The 21,043-nt window shown below is 65.9% G+C and carries 20 protein-coding genes; 17 read left to right on the plus strand and 3 right to left on the minus strand.

Features of this window, described 5'->3' with window-relative positions:
* Positions 1-4 precede the first annotated feature (4 nt).
* From VMV82_10110 to VMV82_10130, 5 genes are read left to right on the plus strand one after another with little or no spacing between them, the layout of a single operon-like run.
* Positions 5-1,432 carry a pilus assembly protein N-terminal domain-containing protein gene (locus VMV82_10110; GenBank protein ID HUY41908.1) on the plus strand — a complete coding sequence of 476 codons (1,428 nt, stop codon included), beginning with the start codon at positions 5-7 and terminating at the stop codon, positions 1,430-1,432.
* The gene (locus tag VMV82_10115; protein HUY41909.1) at positions 1,432-1,620 is read left to right on the plus strand and encodes a hypothetical protein; all 189 of its coding nucleotides are present in this window, start codon (positions 1,432-1,434) and stop codon (positions 1,618-1,620) included. Before VMV82_10110 ends, VMV82_10115 begins: the two co-directional genes overlap by 1 nt.
* A complete protein-coding gene (locus VMV82_10120) occupies positions 1,617-2,645 on the plus strand; it encodes a TadE family protein (protein HUY41910.1) in 1,029 nt (342 codons plus the stop codon). The genes VMV82_10115 and VMV82_10120 overlap by 4 nt, the downstream gene beginning before the upstream one ends.
* Positions 2,642-3,706, plus strand: coding sequence for a pilus assembly protein TadG-related protein (locus VMV82_10125; GenBank protein ID HUY41911.1), 1,065 nt, complete (start codon positions 2,642-2,644; stop codon positions 3,704-3,706). Before VMV82_10120 ends, VMV82_10125 begins: the two co-directional genes overlap by 4 nt.
* On the plus strand, positions 3,697-4,380 hold the full coding sequence (locus tag VMV82_10130) for a TadE family protein (protein ID HUY41912.1): 684 nt from the start codon (positions 3,697-3,699) through the stop codon (positions 4,378-4,380). Before VMV82_10125 ends, VMV82_10130 begins: the two co-directional genes overlap by 10 nt.
* Here VMV82_10130 and VMV82_10135 read toward each other — a convergent pair.
* Positions 4,377-6,122 carry a hypothetical protein gene (locus VMV82_10135; GenBank protein HUY41913.1) on the minus strand — a complete coding sequence of 582 codons (1,746 nt, stop codon included), beginning with the start codon at positions 6,120-6,122 and terminating at the stop codon, positions 4,377-4,379. The genes VMV82_10130 and VMV82_10135 overlap by 4 nt on opposite strands.
* A gap of 179 nt (positions 6,123-6,301) precedes the next feature.
* On the opposite strand from VMV82_10135, the gene rsmI reads away from it, so the two are divergent.
* From rsmI to VMV82_10150, 3 genes are read left to right on the plus strand one after another with little or no spacing between them, the layout of a single operon-like run.
* Positions 6,302-7,141 carry a 16S rRNA (cytidine(1402)-2'-O)-methyltransferase gene (rsmI, locus tag VMV82_10140; protein HUY41914.1) on the plus strand — a complete coding sequence of 280 codons (840 nt, stop codon included), beginning with the start codon at positions 6,302-6,304 and terminating at the stop codon, positions 7,139-7,141.
* A gap of 20 nt (positions 7,142-7,161) precedes the next feature.
* Positions 7,162-8,679, plus strand: a complete 1,518-nt coding sequence (metG, locus tag VMV82_10145; protein HUY41915.1) for a methionine--tRNA ligase — start codon at positions 7,162-7,164, stop codon at positions 8,677-8,679.
* Positions 8,676-9,440, plus strand: a complete 765-nt coding sequence (locus VMV82_10150) for a TatD family hydrolase (GenBank protein ID HUY41916.1) — start codon at positions 8,676-8,678, stop codon at positions 9,438-9,440. Before metG ends, VMV82_10150 begins: the two co-directional genes overlap by 4 nt.
* Here the strand turns inward: VMV82_10150 and VMV82_10155 are convergent.
* Positions 9,430-10,290, minus strand: coding sequence for a phospholipase D-like domain-containing protein (locus VMV82_10155; GenBank protein HUY41917.1), 861 nt, complete (start codon positions 10,288-10,290; stop codon positions 9,430-9,432). The genes VMV82_10150 and VMV82_10155 overlap by 11 nt on opposite strands.
* A gap of 58 nt (positions 10,291-10,348) precedes the next feature.
* Here VMV82_10155 and ubiE point away from each other — a divergent pair, with 58 nt between their 5' ends.
* From ubiE to VMV82_10195, 8 genes are all read left to right on the plus strand, one after another.
* Complete coding sequence (ubiE, locus tag VMV82_10160) at positions 10,349-11,074, plus strand: bifunctional demethylmenaquinone methyltransferase/2-methoxy-6-polyprenyl-1,4-benzoquinol methylase UbiE (GenBank protein ID HUY41918.1); 726 nt, start codon at positions 10,349-10,351, stop codon at positions 11,072-11,074.
* Positions 11,071-12,039, plus strand: a complete 969-nt coding sequence (locus VMV82_10165) for a polyprenyl synthetase family protein (protein HUY41919.1) — start codon at positions 11,071-11,073, stop codon at positions 12,037-12,039. Before ubiE ends, VMV82_10165 begins: the two co-directional genes overlap by 4 nt.
* 11 nt (positions 12,040-12,050) lie before the next feature.
* A complete protein-coding gene (locus VMV82_10170) occupies positions 12,051-12,350 on the plus strand; it encodes a twin-arginine translocase TatA/TatE family subunit (GenBank protein HUY41920.1) in 300 nt (99 codons plus the stop codon).
* A gap of 11 nt (positions 12,351-12,361) precedes the next feature.
* A complete protein-coding gene (tatC, locus tag VMV82_10175) occupies positions 12,362-13,147 on the plus strand; it encodes a twin-arginine translocase subunit TatC (GenBank protein HUY41921.1) in 786 nt (261 codons plus the stop codon).
* Positions 13,144-14,469 carry a cytochrome c biogenesis protein ResB gene (locus VMV82_10180; protein HUY41922.1) on the plus strand — a complete coding sequence of 442 codons (1,326 nt, stop codon included), beginning with the start codon at positions 13,144-13,146 and terminating at the stop codon, positions 14,467-14,469. The genes tatC and VMV82_10180 overlap by 4 nt, the downstream gene beginning before the upstream one ends.
* Positions 14,470-14,493: 24 nt before the next feature.
* On the plus strand, positions 14,494-15,474 hold the full coding sequence (gene ccsB / locus VMV82_10185; protein ID HUY41923.1) for a c-type cytochrome biogenesis protein CcsB: 981 nt from the start codon (positions 14,494-14,496) through the stop codon (positions 15,472-15,474).
* A gap of 85 nt (positions 15,475-15,559) precedes the next feature.
* The gene (locus VMV82_10190) at positions 15,560-16,210 is read left to right on the plus strand and encodes a ubiquinol-cytochrome c reductase iron-sulfur subunit (protein HUY41924.1); all 651 of its coding nucleotides are present in this window, start codon (positions 15,560-15,562) and stop codon (positions 16,208-16,210) included.
* 18 nt (positions 16,211-16,228) lie between these two features.
* Positions 16,229-17,713, plus strand: coding sequence for a cytochrome b N-terminal domain-containing protein (locus VMV82_10195; protein ID HUY41925.1), 1,485 nt, complete (start codon positions 16,229-16,231; stop codon positions 17,711-17,713).
* 134 nt (positions 17,714-17,847) lie between these two features.
* Here the strand turns inward: VMV82_10195 and VMV82_10200 are convergent, their stop codons facing one another.
* The gene (locus VMV82_10200; protein ID HUY41926.1) at positions 17,848-19,497 is read right to left on the minus strand and encodes a glycosyltransferase family 39 protein; all 1,650 of its coding nucleotides are present in this window, start codon (positions 19,495-19,497) and stop codon (positions 17,848-17,850) included.
* Positions 19,498-19,544: 47 nt separating this feature from the next.
* Between VMV82_10200 and hemC the strand changes: the two genes are divergently transcribed.
* Entirely contained in the window at positions 19,545-21,038 is a 1,494-nt protein-coding gene (gene hemC / locus VMV82_10205) for a hydroxymethylbilane synthase (GenBank protein HUY41927.1), read from the plus strand.
* Positions 21,039-21,043 lie beyond the last annotated feature (5 nt).

Genomic DNA, 21,043 nt, shown 5'->3' on the forward strand with positions numbered 1-21,043 from the left:
CTACATGACAATAGTACATGTGCGCGCGCTCTGCGCGGCACTCGCGATGACGCTCGTGGTTGCGATTCCGGTCGCGCCGGCGCAAGCCCATCCCGATGTGATCTCGCTCAAAGCCGGTCACTCCACGATCATTTCCGCTCCGGGACTCACGCGCGTCGCGATCGGAGACGGTCACATCGCCGGCGTCGTTCCCATTGGAACGAGCCAGCTGATCGTCAACGGTAAAGCGCCGGGAACGACGTCGCTCTTCGTATGGTCCGGGTCAGGCCGCCGTACGTATACGGTAAGCGTGACGGACGAGCTGTTCGACAACTTCGCACAGATGCTGTCGTCCGCGATCAACAACCCTGGGATTCGCGTCAGGAGCTACGGCACGAACGTCATCGTCAGCGGTACCGTTCCCGACATGGCGCAGTGGGTAAACCAGAACAACATCGTCTCGAGCTTCACGGCGATCGCGCGAGAAGACAAGTACCACATCGTCGACGTCGTCGGCGTTACGCACAACATGGACACGCTGCAGTCGGAGTTCGCGGCCTCGCCGACCGCGCACGAGCTCAGCATGGAACCCGACGGTAAAGGAAACATCATCGTCAGCGGATACGTGCGCGATCAAGTCGAGGAAGAGCAGGTGATCAACCGCGCTCGGGTCCTCGCTGGCACGTACCTCGCCGCAGACGGCAAGGTGATCGACCGTCTCTCCGTCGCGCACATCAGTCAGATAAGCATCAAGGTCTACGTCCTCGAGATCGATCGGACCGGTCTGGGCGATCTCGGGCTCCAGCTCCAGTCCGGCATTCCGAACCCGAACAATCCCAACGAAATCAATCTCGCGCCGCCGGTATTCCCAATCTTCGAGGGCGGAGCCGCCGGCCTGCTCGGCAAAGCGCTGAACCTCGCGCCGTTCTTCCGCACCGTGCGCCTCGTACCGACGCTCAACCTCGTGCTCACGAGCGGCCACGGGCGCATTCTCTCGGCGCCGAACCTCGTGACGACCCCCGGAAACCTCGCCACGTTCCTCGTCGGCGGGCAGATCCCGTACGTCTACTCGACCGGCATCGGCCAGACGTCGGTCGATTGGAAGAACTACGGCGTCCAGTTGAACGTGACGCCGACGCTGCTCCCTAACGGCAGCGTCGAGAGCAACATCACGCCCGACATCTCGAATCTCGACTATCAGAACGCCGTCCAGCTCAACGGGTTCTACATTCCCGCGCTCAAGGAGAGCAGGCTCTCGACCGACATCATCACGGCGCCCGGCCAGTCGATCATCATGGGCGGCTTGATCCAGCACGTGAGCCAGCGGACGGTCAGCAAGATTCCGATTCTTTCGGCGATCCCGATCCTCGGAAAGCTCTTCCAGTCGGTCAACTACCAGAACTCGGAGTCCGACGTGGTCTTCATCCTCACGCCGGAGATCGTCTCGCAGTAATGCGCGCTCTGCGCTCGCTGCTCGCCGACGAGGCAGGAGTCGCACTCCCGGAGTACGCGCTGGCGCTTGCGCTGATCGCACTCGGTGCGATGACGGCGCTCGCCGGCGTCGCGGTTGCGTGCTCCACGGCGTGGAGCAACTCGAGCACGGCGCTGCAGACGTATACCACAGGGACGCCACCGCCATGAGAGGAGCATCCTATCGCGTTCGGGGCGCCGCGCTGGCTGAGACGGCCATCGTCCTGAGCTTCACGCTGCTCGTCATCTTCGGCGCGATTCAGATCGCGCTGATTGGTTTCTTCCAGACGCAGCTCGACGGCGCGACCTTTATGTACTCGCATGCCGCCGCGCTCGGCTCAAGCAACTACACCGCCATCGACGCATCGCTCGGGCCGATCTTCCCGAGCGTCCCAATGACGACGTGGGGCGTCTCGAACATAACCGATGCGAATCCGCTTTCGACGAACACGACGACGATGCCGAACTGGACGCAGTGGGGAAGCCTGACCCAACGATTCGGCGGCTCGGCGATCCTTCGCTCGCAGCTCGTCCAGACGAAGGGCACGATGACCGTCAACGGGCTCTCGGTTCTCGGCAACTCGATCACGCTCTCCGCCGGCAACGTCGAGGGAATGACGATGGTCGGCAACCACGACGACGACGCGCAAGGCGCGGGATACAACTCGCCCACGGTCTACAGCTCGCTCGTGAACCCGATCACGCAAGACGACCAGAACGTTCCGCCCTACTATTTCACGTTCGCGTACATGAGCTATTGCACGCTGTCGCAGTTCAGCTCGAATGGATCGTCGTGCTCGAGCTGGTATTCGGGCGGCGGGCTGCGTTCGCTCGGGCTCGCCGAGTACCTCAAGGACGACCAGACCGGGAACGCCGGCAACTACACGACGAGCGCCGACGGCATCGGCACCAATGGAACCTTTCAGACGATGGCGTGCCATCAGCGGATCTTCGCCGATTTGGCGACGGCGTTTCCCAGCGTGATGCCGGCGCCTTCGCCGATTCCGGGCAGCAACTACGACGAGACGTCGAGCGGGCCGGCAACCGTGGCCGCATGGAACGGCGCCTCGTTCCGCATGGTCTACACGTGGGACGTGCAGGGCACGCACGGCGAGTATCCCGGAAGCAAGGCGTTTGCGAACGGCTACCCGTTGAATCCGACCTACGGATGCACCGATGGAGGCCCCGGCTCGTGAACGGCATTCGCTGGAGCTCCCATGCCCAACGCGGCCAAACGTTTCCGATCTGGGCGTTCGGGACGCTCACCGTGCTCACCATGCTCGCGCTCGCGATGAGCTACGGCCAGATGGTAGCATGGCAGATGCGCGCGATGAACGCAGCCGACGCAGCCGCCCGCGGCATGCTCTCGGTCCAAACGACGCAATGGAACGAGACCGAGGCCGCGCTGCACGCTGCGGCCGTCGAAGAGTATCGCCTGCGCGTCACGATGAATGACTTGCTCGAGGTGATCCACGGCGACGGCGGCTGCAAGGGCAGCACGCCGAGCTGCGCGACGCTCTACGCCAACCTGCGCCAGAACTACTTGGATTCGCTCAGCCGGTACACGAACGACGTCGCGATCGTCGGGCGCGTCTCGACGCCAACGTGGTCGAACCAAGTCTCGTTGATCCAGTCTGCGCTCTCGCAGTATCAGACGAACTGCGGTACCGCGAGCGGCGGTGACTGCGCCTTCAATTACACGCTCGTCGAGGCGACGCCTCGGCCCTCCACCTACACCGAAGACGTCTACGCAGACTGCTGTAACATGGTCGTCGGCGGCGGTACGAGCGGACATCCGAAGCTCGACCTGACGCCGATGCAGATCGAGATCGTAGCCTGCGCACGCGTGACGCCGTGGATGCCGACGTTCTGGAACTGGAACGGGAGCGCCGTCAACGTCGTCGGGCGCGCGGCGGCGACATCCATCCAAGACACGCAAGAGTTCATGTGGGTCGGCTCCATGGTCGATCCGGCGAGCTCGTCGAGCGCGGTGTTTCAGCCCTCCGAGTATCCGGAGAGCTCGGACGATCAAACGGCCGGATTCTCGAACAACGACCGGTACTACCGCGTCGACTACGGCGGAAACCCCAACAACACGTACAACCCCGGTGATCCGTCGACGTCCGACGGCAGCGGCGGCTTCACGTACAGCGCGAGCCATCCGGGACTCTACGTCGCGGACGGGTGGTGGAGCACCATGGCGATCAAGCCGTTCGCCGGAGCGCTCAGCGCGGGATCGAGCTTCACGTGCAAGTGAGCCTGCGCCGGCGCCGCCACGGAGAGCGCGGCCAAGCGACGATCGAGACGGCGATCTTTCTGCCGGCATTCCTGCTCGTGCTCTTCGGCGTGATCTGGACCGTGCAGTCCTCGGTGATCAGCGAGCGCGCGCAAATCGCAGTGCGCTTCAGCGGCCTCGTCTCCGACGAGGCCAACCCGTATCAGCAGTACAGCCTCGGCGCGCTCTACGACGGGCTTCCCGGCATCGCCCCCACCGAGATCTACACGTGCGCCACGCCGGGGCCGGATGCCCTGACGAACGACCCCACCAACGGCACGTTCCCGGGGCCGAGATCGCCCTCGTTCTTCCAACCGACCGGCGTCGTGAGCGGCACATGCACGCCGGGCCCGACGCATCTCTCCGGCGGCACGATGGCATCGCCGATGCTCTTCGTGCACACGCAGTCGACCGTCACGACGGCCGTATCGGTACCGTCGTACCTGCAAAGCGCGCTCGGGGCAAACCAAAACTTGAGCGCGACGCAGAACTTCTTCGACGGCCCGGACGTACAGACGATCTTGACGTGTTACGCGGAGCTGGGTACCGCGGTCGAGCAGTCTCTCCAGCACACGGCGCTCAACGTCTCGAGCCCCGCAACGCCGCTGCCGGATTCACCGAATACCGCCGCGCTGACGCTCTCGGGATCCTGCTAACGCGCGTAGACCGTCAGCGGCTCCAGGACGAGCTGATCGGCAGTGCCCCGCGTAAACGACGCCACGATGACATAGCGACGGCCGGCCGTTGCCGGCGGCGCCAGAAACTCCACTGCCGCTGCATTGAGCGGGATCGAGCGCTGCGCAAAGGACGTTCCATCTCGACCTTCTAGCGTCAGGCGCAAGTTCGCGGGATGCGCGAGCACGACCACGGAGAAGCGGTGCGCCGCAACGACGCGGCCCGGTACGCGCATCAGCTGCGCGGCATCGAACATCGGTGGAACGACAGCCGGCGTCATCGGTGCGGGAAGCGTCTGCGGAATGACGAGTACGCCGACCGACGCGCGCGCCATCGAACGGCCACGAGCGATCCGCAGCAGCACTTGATACTGCGTCGGAGCGACGACGCGTGGCGCGGTGAGCACCGCGACGCCGCTCGCGCTGTACGGTACGGCCACAACGGCGATCTGCGCGGCATCGACGAGCGCGATGCTTCCGCCCTGCGCGTGAGCAACGTAGTGGACGGTGATCGGCGCCCCTGACGCCGCAACGCCCGGATCGACCTCGAGTGCGTCGACGGAGGCGCGCGTCGCCGCCACGTGGCCGAGCGCTCTCAGCACGAGCGACGATTGCGTACTGCCGAACGGCCCGGTCGCGAGCAGGGCGACGCGATACGTTCCACGCGGGCCGCGCGTAGGAAACGTAAACGAGCCGCGCCCGATCCGCACGGTACCGCTTGCGACACGAACGCGGCCGCGCGATACGACGTAGCGCGCGGCACCGATACCCGAGAGGGCGTAGTTTGCGGTTACCGTGTCACCGGCGAGCACCTGCGCCGGCACGGCAAACGCCTGGATCGTCGGTCTGAGCACGCGGTACGCGACCGCGGCAATTGCAAGCGCGACGACGAGCGCTGCCAGCGCGACGGCAAGACGAACGGCGAGGGGAACGGGAACGTCTGCTTGCGCGGACGCGCGCAAGGACGAGTTTTCCATGAGCAGCTGCAGGTTTCGCAGACGCCACGGGAAGCGCAACGGGGCCAAGACGGCGACCGCGACCGCCGATTGCGGATGAATCCAAAAGGAACCCGGCGAGGTGGGGACGGTCGCATCGCGCGTCCGGCCCGTCACCGTACAGAGAAGCGGCTCGTGCGCCTGATTGACGACTTTTGCGACGAAATCGGTCGAGAAGAAGCGGCGCTGCGTGCACTCGAGCGTTCCCATGACGACGCGCCGCTCGTCGAGCACCGCGGCGAAGCCGTGCGTCTCGATGCCGCGCACCGGCTCGGACGCGCGCGGTGGCCGCGGGGCTACGGGCAGTATCGGCGCGGGAGCCGGCTCCGGCGCAGGAGCGGGATGCGGCGCAGGAGCGGGTGCTGCATCCACCGGCTTTGCTCGCGGTTTCGGGCGCTTTCGGCGTTCGTATACGACGACGCCGGCAAGCAACGCGACGAAGAGGGCTGCGACGGCAAGCGAGATCGCGGCCGCGCGCACGCCGTCGTCGTCGAGCGGCGCCTCGAAGGCGCAAGCAAAGGATGTTCCGCAGATGCGTACGAACGCGGCGCGCTCCGAACGGCCGAATCGCGACACTGCAAAGAGAAAGCCGAGCTCCGCATGCGGCTCGCACGTCAGATCGAGATCGGTGTGCAGCAGGGCGCTAGAGTCCAGCTTGGTGCCGGGAGTACACCGCACGGGCTCCTCGGTATCGTTGACGACATGCACGCGAAGAACGATGCGGCTCAACTCTTTTCGAAGAACCGAGATCGTGCAGCGAATTGCCGAGGCGGGTGAGGTATCGACGCACTCGCCCGAGGCTGCAGTGCGGAGAGAAGAGACGTCCAGCCTCGCGGCGGCCCTCACCGCTAGTGACGCTACGGGGCAACGCGGTGGAGGACCTGCGCGATGCGGCGAATCCGCGCACGATGCCGCTGATCGTCGTTCCCACGCCGCTCGGCAACCTCGCAGACGTCACCCTCCGTGCGATCCAGGTCCTGCGCGAGTGCGATCTGCTCGTGGCCGAGGACTCGCGCGTCGCGCGCACGCTCCTGGCCGGGCTAAAACTGCCCGGCAGAGAGATCTGGAGCTATCACGCACACAACGCGGCCGCTGCGACACCGAAGATACTCGAGCGAGCGCGCCACGAGAGCGTCGCGCTGACGACCGACGCCGGCACGCCGGGCATCTCGGATCCCGGCAACGAGCTCATCGCCGCGGCGCGCGCCGCGGGCATCGCCGTCGAGGTGCTTCCCGGGCCGAGCGCGCTCGTCGGCGCAGCGGTGCTCTCGGGCTTCTCGTTGCGGCGCTTTCTCTTCGAAGGCTTCCCCGCGCGCTCAAGCCGCGCACGACGCGAGCAGTTCGCGCGCGCGCTCGCCTCGGAAGCGACGAGCGTGTGGTTCGAGTCGCCGAAGCGCATTCGCGCCACGCTCGCCGACCTCGCCGCCATCGCTCCCGATGCACGGGTCTTCCTCCTGCGCGAGTACACGAAACTGCACGAGCAGCAACTTCTCGGCTCGGCGGCAGACGTTGCCGCACGACTCCCGGAGCCCGTGCGCGGCGAGATCGCGCTGGTCGTCGAAGGCGCCGCAACCGTGCAGGCGGCACCGGACGCGGCGACGCTGGACGCCGCGATCGACGCGTTGCTCGCGCAAGGCGCCCCGGTGTCGGCGATCGCCAAAGATCTCGCCGGACGCGGTTACGGCGTGCGGCGTCACCTCTACGCGCGCGCGACTGAGCGCAAGCGCGACCAGAAGGGCCTTTCATAAGAGGCCGTAACGAGAGAGGGGTGGAGCAGCGCGCGTACTACGTCACGACGCCGATCTACTACATCAGCGGCAATCCGCACATCGGTCACGTCTACACGACGGTCGTGGCCGACGTCCTCGCGCGCACGGCACGAACCGCCGGACCGGCGTTCTTTCTCACGGGGACCGACGAACACGGGCAGAAGGTCGCGAACGCCGCGACCGCGGCCGGCAAGACGCCGCAGCAATGGTGCGACGATCTCGTTCCGCGCTGGCAGTCGCTCTTCGCCGCGTACCACGTCGCCTACGACGATTTCATTCGCACGACGCAACCGCGGCACGAGCGGGTGGTGCAGCGCGTCTTCGAGACGCTGCGCGAGCGCGGCGACGTGTACCTCGGAAAGTACGAAGGATGGTACTGCGTCTTCGATGAGACGTTTTGGCTCGAGTCGAAGCTCGCCGACGGGAAATGCCCGACCTGCGGGCGCGAGGTACAGTGGCTCTCGGAAGACGATTGGTTCTTTCGGCTCTCAAAATACGGACCGCGTCTGCTCGAGCACTTTCGCGCGCATCCCGATTGGGTGCGTCCGAAGAGCGTCTACAACGAGATGATGGCGTTGCTCGAGGAAGGCGTCGAAGACTTCAGCATCTCTCGCAGCACCTTCGATTGGGGCATCCCGATTCCGGAGGGCGGCGGCGTCATCTACGTCTGGTTCGACGCGCTGCTCAACTACATTTCGGCCATCGGCTGGTCCGTCGACGATGCCCGCTTTCGCACGTACTGGCCTGCGGCCGTGCAGCTCGTCGGCAAAGAGATCGCGCGCTTTCATACGATAATCTGGCCTGCCGTGCTGTGGGCGATCGGCGAGTCGGCCCCGGAGCTCGTCTTCGCGCACGGTTGGATCACGGTCGAAGGGCAAAAGATGGGGAAGAGCCTCGGCAACGCGGTGGATCCCTTTGCGCTCGCCGATCGTTTCGGCGCCGACTCATTGCGCTATTTTCTTCTGCGCGAAGCGCCTTTCGGCAGCGACTTCTCCTACTCCGAAGAGAAGATCGCGCAGCGTCATAACAACGACCTCGGCAACGATCTCGGAAATCTCGCGCACCGTACGCTCTCGATGCTGCAGCGTTACCGCGAAGGGAGCGTTCCCGCTCCGGGAGCCGCCCCCGTGCTCGCGCAGTTCGCAGATCTGCAGCAGCACATGCGCACGGCAATTCTCGACCTGCGCTTTCGCGACGCGCTCGAATCGGCGTGGGAGCTCGTCACGACGCTCAATCGCGCAGTTGAAGAGCGCAAGCCGTGGGCACTCTATAAGGAAGGACGCGCGCAGGAGCTCGACGCCTTCCTCTACGAGCTCTGTGAAGGGCTGCGGCGTCTGGCAATGCTGCTCCACCCCTTCATGCCCGAGCGCATGGAGGAGTTGTGGCGCAGGCTCGGCATCGGAGAGGCCCAGATCGACGACGCTTGGGATGCTGCATTCGAACGCCGCATCGCTCCGGGGACGCGAACGATCCTCGGCGACCCGCTCTTCCCTCGACTCGACCTGCTCGAGCAGTGATCGACAGCCACGCGCACGTCCACGATCGGGCGTTCGACGCAGATCGCGGCGCCGTGATCCGCCGCGCCCGCGACGCGGGAGTTGCCGGTGTCCTGACCGTCGGGTGCGATCTCGAGGACAGCGAGCGCGCGGTGGCGACGGCGCGGGAGTTCGGTATCGTTGCCTCGATCGGTATCCATCCGCACGAGGCCAAGAGCGCACCCGACGACGTTGCCGCTGCGTTTGCCCCGTTGCTCGAGTCGCCGGACGTCGTCGCGATCGGCGAGACCGGCTTGGATTTCTACTACGACCACAGCCCCCGCGACATGCAGGAGCGCGTCCTCCGCGCCCAGATCGCCATCGCCAGGGAACGCAATCTCCCGCTCGTGTTTCACGTCCGCGACGCGCACGACCGCATGATCGAAATCTTGCGTGAAGAGCGCAGCCCTGGGATGCGCGGCGTCATCCATTGCTTCACCGGGAACGAGGAACAGGCGCGCGCGTACACCGGCGAGTTCGCCTTGCATCTCGGCATCGGCGGCGTGCTGACGTTCGCGACGGCTGCGAATCTGCGCCAGGCGGTAAGGGCCGTCGGCATCGAGCCGCTGCTCATGGAGACCGATGCTCCGTATCTGGCGCCCGTTCCGATGCGCGGCAAACGCAACGAGCCCGCCTTCGTTACCTATACCGCCGAGCAGCTTGCGCAGACGCTCGGCATCTCGCCCTCTACGGTTGCGGAGGTCACGACGCGAAACGCCGGGCACCTCGGGTTCATGCGCTGAGCGCGCGAGCGCTTTGCCACCGCGCTTCGAAATGCGCGCGCAGCTCGTCGACGATGGCAGGGTTGGGCGTGCGTACGCCCCAGTCGAGCTGACGCGGCGTAAGATACGCCGACGTAGCGTTCGCGGAGCCGACCCACGCGCGGCTCCCGGCGAGCGCGAACTTTTCGTTCGAGCTGCAGACGCGCACGCTAACGCCGCCGGCTCGCAATCGCCCGAGCAGGGAGCGCTCCTTCGCGGAGAGCGCTTCGCGCGAGACGAGCAGACGCGGTGCACATCCCGCTGCGCCGAGGCGTTCCAACGCCGAGTAGACCGCATTACCGCTGCCGATGGACTCGCTCTCCACGGCGACGGGAGCGTGCCCGCCTGCCGCACCGAGAAGGCCGGCCTCGAGCGCGAGCGCATCGTTCTTGCGCAACGCGAAGCCGTCGCGCGGCGGATCGGAGCGTCCTTCAATCGCATCGCGTAACGCGCGCGCGTCGGGTCGCGCGTCGTCGCGAACGATGGTGCCTTCCCCGCCGCGCGCAAAGTTGACGTCGTCGAGGTACAGCCGGCCGTCGACGAGCGCCGCTTTGGCGTGCACCGGAGCGCTGCCGTCGCCATCGACGAGACGGGCGTCGACGCCGTTTGCGGCCAGATCGTCGGCCACCGATCGATTCAAGCGCCGTATGCCGCCGCGTGCGTCGTAGTACGGGCGGCCCTCGAGTCGCACGACGACGCGCGCGCCACGCCGTGCCGCTGCTGCAAGCGCTGCGAACGTCGGACCGCGTGGTAGGAGGTAGGCGACGAGCGTCACGTCGTGCGCGCGCTCGATGGCCAAGACGAGCTTCGCCTGCGAGCTGAGGTAAACCATCGTTCTTCACATCCCGACGAAGGGCGGCTCCGGCAAGGGTTGGAAGGGTAGCCCGCTCATGCACTCTTCCCACGCGACGCGCTCCAGCGCCAAGTCGGTCCACGTCCGCGAGATGTTCGCGCGCATCGCCCCGCGCTACGATGTTGCGAACCGCGTCCTCACGGCCGGGCTCGACGAAGCCTGGCGCCGCCGCGCGATCGCTCTGCTCGCGCCCCCTCAGGGCGGACGCGTGCTCGATCTCTGCTGCGGCACGGGCGACGTCGTCTTCCACCTGCTGCGCACCGATCCGACGCTGCGCGTCACCGGCATCGACTTCTGCACGCCGATGCTCGACGGCGCCCGCGCGCGCGCCGCGCGTGAAGCTCGCGGTGCGCCCGATTTCGTAGAGGCCGACGTCACCGAGCTTCCCTTCGCCGACGACACGTTCGACGGCGCCACCATGGCGTTCAGCCTGCGCAACGTCGTGGACATCGACGAGGTGCTGCGCGAGGTGCTGCGCGTATTGCGGCCCGGCGCGCGCTTCGTCAATCTCGACGTCAGCAAGCCCCGCAATCGTCTTTGGCGGCGTCTCTTCGGGTTCTACTTCTACGGCGTCGTGCCGGTCCTCGGCGGCCTGGTCGGGGGATCCCGGCAAGCCTATGCGTATCTTCCAAGCTCGCTCACGCATCATCCCGACGCGCCGCATCTGCGGGAGCACTTCGAGCGCGCCGGCTTCGAGCAGGCGCGGTACGTGCCGCTCATGGGTGGCGCCATCGCGGTGCACATGGGGGCCAAGCCGGTATGATGCACGACGTGCGCGACGCACCGGACCCGATGGAAGAGTCGGCATTGCACGATCTCGTGGAGCACTACTTCCGGGCGAGCTTCACGACGGAGAACCCGATCATCACGGAGGCCGTGAAGCGTATGCTCTCGGCGGGCGGCAAACGCTTGCGCCCACGCATCACCCTGCTCGCCGTCCAAGCCTGCGGCGGCGATGCGGTGAGCGCGTTGCATCTCGCCGCGTACATGGAGCTGATTCACGTTGCGACGCTCATCCACGACGACGTCGTCGATCGCGCCGCGACCCGGCGCGGCGTGAACGCCACCGCGATCGATTTCGGTAACCGCACGAGCGTGCTCGCCGGCGATTATCTCTTCGCGTGGATCTTCAAGAACGTCACCGCAAACTACCCGCCGCCGATTCCGCAAGTGCTTTCCACCACGCTCGCGGAGATCTGCGACGGCGAGGTCCTGCAACTGCACGCGCTCGGCGATCTCACGACGACGCTCGACGACTACCTTGCGATCGCGCGAAGGAAGACCGCCTCGCTCTTTGCCGCGGCTGCCGAATGCGGCGCTCTCGTCGGCGGAGGCAGCCCGGAGCAGGTTGCGGCGTTGCGCGGCTTCGGTGAAGCATACGGCGTCGCATTCCAGATGCTCGACGACTTGCTCGATCTCACCGGGGAGAGTGCGGCGCTCGGGAAGCCGGTCGGGAACGACCTCGCCGAGAAAAAGATGACCGTTCCATTGATCTTGGCACTCGCCCGCGGTGACTCCGCCTTTCGCAGCGCGGTACGCTCGTTCTTCACCGACGCAAGCGTACCGGTCGAGCGGATCATCGAAGCGATCGAGCGACAGGGGGGCGTCGACGCAACCCGAGACGAGATCGCACGCCACCTCGCTCTGGCCAAGGTTGCATTGCAGCCGTTACCGCCGAGCACGGCGAAGCAACGGCTGAGCGGTCTCGCCGACGCGCTCCTCGAATAAAGGAAGTTGCCATGTTCATTCACCCCGCCTTTGCCCTCATCGACGCACCGATCATCATCGGCATCGTCGTCATAGCCGCGCTGCTTTTCGGCGCCGACAAGCTGCCGAAGCTCGCCCGTAGCGCCGGGCAAGCGAAGAAGGAGTTCATGATGGGCCAAGCAGAGGCCGACGAAGCCGTCCTTCGCGCACGCGAAGAGGCGCGCCGCAAGGCCGAGGCCCAGAAGGCAGACATCATGGAAGGCGTCGAGGCCGGCTCGATAAGCGGCGAAGCCGTTCCTCCCCCCTCCGACAAGGGGACGCTCAGCTCGTAAGACCGGCGATCGTGCCGCTTTCATCCATGCCGATACTCGACGAGCCCGCAAGCGATACGCAGTGGGATCAAAAAGAGATGCCCTTCACCGAGCATCTGCGGGAGCTGCGCGCGCGTCTCCTGATCTCGCTCGCGACCGTCGGCGGCATCGCCGTGCTGCTCTTCATCCCTTCGAAAGACGTGATCATATGGATGGTTCACACGTACTTCGCCGGCATCACCCTGCACGCATTCGGCCCAGCCGACGTCATCTTCACCGAGTTCAAGTTCTCCGTCATCGGCGGCATCGTCGTCGGCTTGCCCGTGTTGATCTATCAGTTGTGGATGTTTGTCGTCCCAGCCATTCATCCGCGCACGCGCCGCATGGTCTACGGCTTCATCGCGCCGTCGATGCTGCTCGCCTTCGCCGGGCTGGCATTCGCACACTTCCTCGTGATTCCGCGCGTCGTCCATGCGCTGCTCGGCATCACCGACGCGGTCGCCACGCCGACGTTCGGCGTCGCACCCACGATCAACTTCGTGCTGATCCTGCTCGGCATCTTCGCAATCATCTTTCAGATGCCGATCGTGTTGATCGGCTTGGCCCGCCTAGGCATCGTCGGCTCGACCTCGCTGCGGCACTATCGCCGGCACGCGTTCTTCGCATTCTTCGTGATAGGCGGCATCGCGGCTCCGGATGGTAATCCGATGACGATGGCGCTCATCGCGCTGCCGATGTACGCGCTCTACGAGATCTCGATCTGGCTCATTCTCGTGCTCGAGCGCTCGTGGCACCGGCGCAGCCTTCCCACCACGTGACGCGCGCGCTGACCCGGACCCTCGGCAACGTCACCGTCGGCGTCGCATTGCTCGCGCTCTGGGGAGTCCTCACGCTCGTGGGCGTCGTCGTCGAACAAGGAAAGGACGCCGCCACGTACTTCGCGTCCTATCCGGCACCGATCGCGCGCGCGATCATGCGGCTGAACTTCGACGACATCTACCATAGCGGATGGTACTTGGCGAGCGTCGGTCTCGTCCTCGCCTCGATGACGGTCGCGACCTTCACGAAGGTCATTCCACGCCGTCTTCCCCCTCGCAGGGCGGTCACGATCGACGCGATTCCGCTCCACGCGCACGTCACCGTTCCGGGCAACGAAGCGTCGGTCCGGGAACGCGTCGAGCGTTTTTTCTCGACCCGCGGCTGGAAGATCGTACGGCACGACATCGAGGGTACGCAGTGGTCGTTCGCCGACCGCCATAACTGGGCGCGCATCGGCGTGCTCGTCAACCACACCGCGATTCTCGTCATCGCCGCCGGCACAATTCTCTACTGGGCGCGCGGCTTTGCCGGCGAGACGGCGATTCTGACCGGTCAGACCGCGCAGATCCCGCAGACGCACGCGCTGATCCGGTTGGACCGCTTCGCCTACACGATCGCGCCGGTGCTGACCAAGGGTGGCATGGTCTATCAACCGATCGATTACGTCTCACACGTGACCGTCGTCGGTCGCAACGGCCTCCCTACCCCGATGGTCGTACGCGTCAATCACCCGATCGACGTCGACGGGACGCTCGTATACCAAGCCAGCTATGGTTTCGGTATGCGCGTCACCGTGACGCACGACGGGAGGCCGGTACCCGCGCTGTCGCGCCACACGCTCGTCGAGGGCGATGCGCTCTCGATTCCCGGAACGACGCGCAGCGTCGTGTACGAGCGATTCGTCCCGACGGTCGACCGCCAAACGCACATGCCGTCGTCCGATCCACGCGTCACCAACCCCGCGGTCATTCTCTCGCTTCAAGAAGACGGCACGCCGCTCGGCGCCGTGCTCGATCCCCTTCGCTCGCCGGTCGATCTCGGAAACGGATGGCGCATCGTGCCGCAGCGAGCCGTGCTGTACAGCGGCTTTCAGTACCGCTACGATCCCGGCGTTCCCCTCGTCGCGGCGGGCGCGGTACTGCTGCTGATCGGGCTCGTGATCTCGTTCTACTTCTTACCGGCTCGGCTGCACGTCCGCGTGGACCCGGCGGGCAAGGATGCGTCCACGGTGGGGCTCGCGGCCACGACCGTCAAAGGCTACGATATCTTCGAAACGCAGTTTCAAGAGCTCGTCGACGAGCTACGCAAGCACGTCGACTAATCGAATAAAAGGAAGGTTGCCCACATGCACGCGATGGCACTCGACGCCGTGCTCATGGTTCTCGCTCTGAGCTCCTACGCCGTTGGGGCGCTCGCTCTCGTCGTCTACTTCTTTTCGCGGGAAGGGTGGCTGCGCAACTTCGGTGCGACGCTTGCCGTGACCGGGTGCGCGGCGCAGTTCGCGCAGCTCGGGGCGCGCTACGCCGAGACGCACATCTGGCCGTTGCTCAACCTGTACGGATCGCTCTCGCTCTTCTCGGCGATGTCCGTCGCGATCTTCATCGCCTTCGCGTTTCGCTACCGGCTCTGGTTCGCGGGCGGCTTCGTTCTCGCGCTCGCTGCCATCTTTTTGGCGTACGGCGTCACGTGGAACGAGGGCGTGATGCCGGCCGTTCCCTCGCTGCAGTCGTACTGGGCGAAGATCCACGTGCCGCTCGTCGTCTCGTCCTATGCCGCCTTCCTCGTCTCGTTCGTCTTCTCGATCCTCTACCTCGTGAAGTACTACGCGAACCGGCACTACGCCCGGCGCAGCACCACCTTCGCGGCGGCGGCCGCTGGCGGCGGCGCGGCACTGTTGACGTCGTTCGCGGTCGATACTCCGGCAGCCACGCTCAGCCCGGCGCTGCGCGACACGCCCGCGCTCGCGGCCGCCGCCGAGCACGGGGATACCGTCGCGGAGTGGTTCAGTACGCTGCCGTCGCTCGCGCAGCTCGACGTGCTCGTCTATCGAGCGGTTGCGGTCGGCTTGCCGCTCTTGACGCTGGGCGTCATCACCGGCGCTGCCTGGGCGCACGAAGCGTGGGGCGCATACTGGCAGTGGGACCCGAAGGAGACGGCCGCGCTCGCCTCGTGGATCCTGTATGCGGCGTACATGCATCTGCACACCCGCCATGCGTGGCGAGGCCTGCGGTGCAGCTGGTGGAGCGTCATTGGCTTCGCCTCGATCATTTTCTGCTATCTCGGCGTGAACATCTGGATAAGCGGTCTGCACAGCTACAAGATGTAGCCGAGGGCGCTTCCCGGTCGCATTTGTGCAAAAGTCGCAACGCCCGGTAAAAGGGCGGACGTAAAATTACGAGTAATGGCGGGGTATGTCGACTCATAGCGCGCAGGGCGCCCAAGAGCAGCCGGAGACGCCGGACGAGATTTCGCGGCGTTCCTTCATGGTCAAAGCCGTCGTCACCATGAGCGGTGTCATCGGCGTGGGTCTCGCGATTCCCATCATCGGCGGGCTAATCCCCGAAGCAGGCTCGGGGGCCGGCAGTTGGTCGCCGCTCACGCACGCCGAGTTGTCCGAGCTCGAAGCGGCGACGCGCAAGCCGGTGAAGCTGAGCTTCACGATGACGACGAAGGATGCATATCTTCCCGAGCAGACGCTCGAGGATTACGTCTGGGGCATCAAAGTCGACCCCGCGCGATTTCGGGCGGCTCGTCCCGACATCTTCAACGGGCCAGGCGGTAAGCCCGACGTGCCGTACGACGTCGCCAACATGACCTTCGTCGTCTTCAGCCCGCTCTGCCCGCACCTGGGCTGCCGCTACGCTTGGGATGCGAGCGCGAACAAGTTTCTCTGCCCGTGCCACGGCTCGGTCTACAACTTCGACGGCGCGCATCTCGCGGGGCCCGCTCCGCGCGGGCTCGACCCGTTGCCGCTCCGCGAAAAGAGCGGCATCGCGCAAGTTATGTGGATTCGATACCAGTCGACGACGCCCGACCGCATCGTCATCTCATATCAAGCGTAGGCCGTAGGAGCAACAACGATGCTGAACTGGATCGAACAGCGCACCGGCTTCCTCTCGATGGCGAAGGACTTCCTCACCGAGGACGTCCCCGGCGGCGCGAGCTATTGGTACGTCTTCGGGAGCGCGACGCTCTTCGCGATGATCGTGCAGATAACGACGGGCATCTTCCTGACGTTTTGGTATGCGCCGTCTGCTGCAACTGCGTGGGAATCCACCCGCGCGATCTACCTGAATCCATTCGAGCATTTCGTCCTCTCAGTACACTATTGGGGCGCGACCGCGATGATCGCGCTTGTCTTCCTGCACTTGCTGCAAGTTGCCATCTTCGGCGCGTACAAAGCGCCGCGAGAGCTGCAGTGGGTCGTCGGCGTGCTTCTCCTGCTCGTGACGCTCGCGCTTGGTCTCACCGGCTATCTCTTGCCGTGGGATATGAACGCCTACTTTGCCTCGCAGGTCTCGCTGAACATCACGGGGACCGCGCCGATCGCCGGCCCCCTGATTCAGAGCATCGCACAGGGCGGCGGCGTGATGGGCACGGAGACGATCAACCGGTTCTTCGGCTTACACGTCTGGCTGATGCCCGCGCTGCTGCTGCTCCTCGTCGGCGCGCACTTAGCGATCTTCCGCCACAACGGCTCCGCGGGCCCCGTTACCGATGACCGCCGTGGCCTGAAAGTCGGGCGCTTCTGGCCCGATCAGCTGTTCATGGATACGGTCGTCTCGTTCTCCGTCTTTCTGTTGATCCTGATCCTCGCATTCGTCGCGCCGCCGTTTCTCGATCAGAAGGCCGATCCGTCGAGCGCCGCATTCCAACCGTATCCGGCGTGGTATTTTCTCGCACTCTTTGGAATGCTGAATCTCTTTCCACCGCAGCTCGACACCGTTGCGACGATCTACCTCCCGACGCTCTTCTTGCTCGTAGTTTTGCTCGTTCCGTGGATCGACCGTAGCTATACGCGCTCCTTCGGAACGCGCCGCGGTATCCTCGCGGGCGTCGTGCTCGTGGTCGCCGTCATAGTGGGCCTCTCGATACAGAGCCAGCTGCACATCATGGCACTGCAGGCTGCCGGACCGCCCTCGCTCGGCGAGGCGCAGATCCTTGCGGCACCCGTTGCGGCCGCTACGCCGGGGGTTGCGTCGGCCGCAGCCGCATCCACGGGCGCTTCCGGTGCGGCCACCTCCGCCTCCGCGGTGCACGGCGCGTCGGTCTTCTCGCAGAACTGTGCGAGCTGCCACGGAGCGCAAGGGCAGGGAATGCCCGGCGTCTTCCCCCCGCTTGCAAACAATCCGTTCGTCACCGGCGACCCGAGCAAAGTAATCGATGTCGTCGAGAACGGGCTGCACGGCGCGGTCGCCGTCGCCGGAAAGACGTACAACGGCCAAATGCCGGCGTGGAAGAGCCAGCTCTCCACGCAAGACGTTGCCGACGTGATCACCTACATTCGCACGAAGCTCGGCAATAACAATGCGTCGCCGGTCAGCGCGACGCAGGTCCCGAAATAGCGTAGCGAAGTTGACGCCGCGTTTAGCGGCGGAAGCGCAGCGCAGCGCCAAGCGGCGCGCAACGTGCGCCGCTATTAGTGGGGGCCCACGCGGCGTAGTCCGCGTGGGGGCGCGTAGCGAAGTTGACGCCGCGTTTAGCGGCGGAAGCGTAGCGCAGCGCCAAGCGGCGCGCAACGTGCGCCGCTATAGAGAAACAACGCGGTCTTCGCAGCCGCCGCGACCTCGCGGCGGCTGCGCCCGTACGTGGGGTCGAATACCGGACGCGCTCGCGGAGCGACGACCCAAACGCGCGACGCTCCGCAGATCACCCGCCGGGGTTCGCGCGCTCCCCGCAGGCGCGGAGCGCCCGGTGACGCGAGCATCACGACACCCGGCTGCGTGTAGAAGACCAGCGCGTTCGACCCGGAGACGTCTTGGATCGCCACCACGTCGCCCGGTCTGCGCTCGCGGTCGATCACCGCGGCGAGGCGCGGAACCGGTTTGAAGGCTTCCGCGTGTGGAAGCACCGCGACCGCGAGCACGTCGATTGCGGCGAGCGTGGCTGCGGCCAGCGCGTAGGGCGCCGCCGATATGGTGCTGCGCCGTACGAGGAGCACCGCCGTCACAAGCGATCCGAGAAAGATCGCCGCAGCCGCCCCGACCAGCGGCGGAACCGCAGAAGCGACCGCCGACGTCAAGCGGTTCTCGTGCGAGAAGAGGCGGATCGCAATCGCGAACAGCCCGATCGTCACCGGAACGACGGCGGCAGCGACGACCGCCCAACGCGTCGCACCTCGTCGCGCCACGGCGTCGAAGTAGAGCGCCGTCACGATAGCGAGGCCGGGCAGCTCGAGGGCGACGTAGTTCGGAAGCTTCGTCTGCGCGAAGCTAAAGAAGAGCAGTGGCACGACGATCCATACGAAGCTCAAGCGCCACAAGCGATTTCGACGAGCCTCTCCGGTTCCGTAGGCAATGGCGGGTGCTAAGAACGCAATCCACGGGAAGAATCCGAGGATGAGCACGGGGACGTAGTACCAGACCGGTCCGGACTGATTCTCGATGACGCCGGCATATCTCCCGAACGTGTAATGTCCGATCAGCACGAGCACGCTTGCGCCGCCGGCTCGGCACGCGAGCGCAACGAACCACGGAGCGACGATCGCGAGGAAGGCAGCGACGCACAGAACCCACGCGCGCGCGCGCGGAACGCGCACGTCGGCGCGGCTCCAGTACGCATACGGCAAAATGACGAGCAGCGCAACCACCGGCGCGACCGGCCCCTTTGCAAGAAAACCGAGAGCTGCAGCGACGGTACCGTAGAGATAGTAGCGGTCTTTACCGGTCTCGAGGCCACGGAACCACATGAGCAAAGCCGTCATGACTGCGAGATCGAGCACCGCATCCATGATGGCGAGCCTGCCGATGACCGCTTGCATCAGCGCCGACGACAGGATGATCCCGCCGAGGATGCCGGCGCGCTCGCCTGCCTCCCGTGCCAAGACGTAGGCAATCACGCCGGCCATCGCGACGCTCGCGAGCGCCGACGGAAGTCGCAGCGCAAAGGCCGTCGCACCAAAGACGTGCGCAAAGGCTGCGGCAATCCAAAAGTAGAGCGGGGGCTGAACGAACCACGGCTGGCCGTTCAGGTGCATGACGATCCAGTCGTGACGAAGGAGAATCTCGCGTGCTACTTCTCCATAGGCCGTCTCGCTGTTGTCCCACAGCGTCCCGGCACCGAGCCCGGGAAGCGTGGCGAGCGCGCCGACGGCCGCACCGATAAACGCCGCGCGCACGGGCTTCTCCATAGGTGCTAAACGGTGTTTGCCGGGCGTTTGGGGAACTCTTCCCTGCCGTGTCTTCGACCGTCCTTCCCATCGCGCTGCGCGCGGGCGCGCGTCAGGCGCTCGTCGTCGGCGGCGGAAACGTAGCGCTGCGCAAAGCGCGCGTTCTCGTTGCGTCGGGCTTTCGGATTCGCGTCGTTGCGCCGCGCGTCGATGAGGGCTTGCGGGAGCTCGCCGGCGTGTCGCTGCTCGAGCGCCCATACGAAGAACGCGACGTACGCGATGTCGCACTTGCCGTCGCAGCGACGGGCGACGAGGGCGTGGACGCGCGCGTCGTCATCGACGCGCGCGCGCACGGCGTGCTCGTCTGCGACGCGACGATGCCCGAGCGCGGCGACTTCACGATGCTTGCAACGTTGCGCCTCGGCGACCTCACGATTGCCGTCGAGTCGGGAGGTTCCTCGCCTTCGTTCTCGCGACGCATCCTCGACGAGATCGACGCGTGCTTCGGTAGCGCGTACGCCGATGCGGCGCGCACGCTCGCGCGCATCCGTAAAGAAATCCGGACGACGCTTCCGCGCGACGATCGGATTGCGCTGATGCGGCGCCTGAGCGCGTTGCCCGTCGAAGAGCTGGCGGCAATGCACGAGCATCCGCGCCTCGTCTGCGCGTCGCGCGCGAGCGCCCTTGCGACGGTTCAGGCGCGCAGCGTCGCGGCGCTCGTGGCCCTGCGCACGATCGCAACCGAGATCCTCGACGTGACGACCGCAGGTGACCGCGACCGCCGGCGGGCCCTGCACGATCTTGGCGACGCGAACGTCTTCGTCAAAGAGCTCGAAACGGCGCTGCGAGACGGCCGCGCCGATTACGCCGTGCACTCGTGCAAGGATCTTCCGAGCGAGCTGCCCGCCGACATGGCGATTGCAGCGATCTCAGCTCGCGAAGATCCACGCGATGCGTTTTGCAGCGAGCGCTACGCGGGCTTCGACGCCCTGCCGGCGGGTGCGGTCGTAGGAACGTCGAGCCTGCGCCGGCGATTCCAACTCGAAGCGATGCGGCCCGATCTGCGCTATGAGAATTTGCGCGGCAACGTGGACACGCGCCTGCGAAAGCTTCGCGAAGGACAGTACGACGCGATCGTTCTGGCGATGGCCGGTCTCGCACGCCTGGGAGTGCGCGCGACACACACCGTGCCGTGGGACGTCGACGTGCTCGTCCCGGCAGCCGGGCAGGGCGCGCTAGCCGTCGAGATCAGGCGAAGCAGCGAACTCCTCGCCTACGAGCTGCGCGCCGCCGTCAACGACGCCGAAGCCGAACGCTGCGTGCTCTGCGAGCGCGCGGCGCTGCGTGCGCTGCGTGCGGGCTGCAGCGCTCCGGTCGGCGTACACGCGCGTGCGCGCGGCGACGTCGTGCTCGCCGAGCTCGTCTACTCCACCCCGGTCGGCGTTCTCCGCGAACGGGGGGAACGACGCGCGCAAACCCCGGCCGAGGCCGAGGAGCTCGGCCGCATGCTCGCGGAATCGATCGCGCAGCGGCTTACCCTTCCAGCGGGAGCACGCTCGTGAGCATT

The organism is Candidatus Dormiibacterota bacterium (genome assembly GCA_035532035.1).
Lineage (GTDB): Bacteria > Vulcanimicrobiota > Vulcanimicrobiia > Vulcanimicrobiales > Vulcanimicrobiaceae > Tyrphobacter.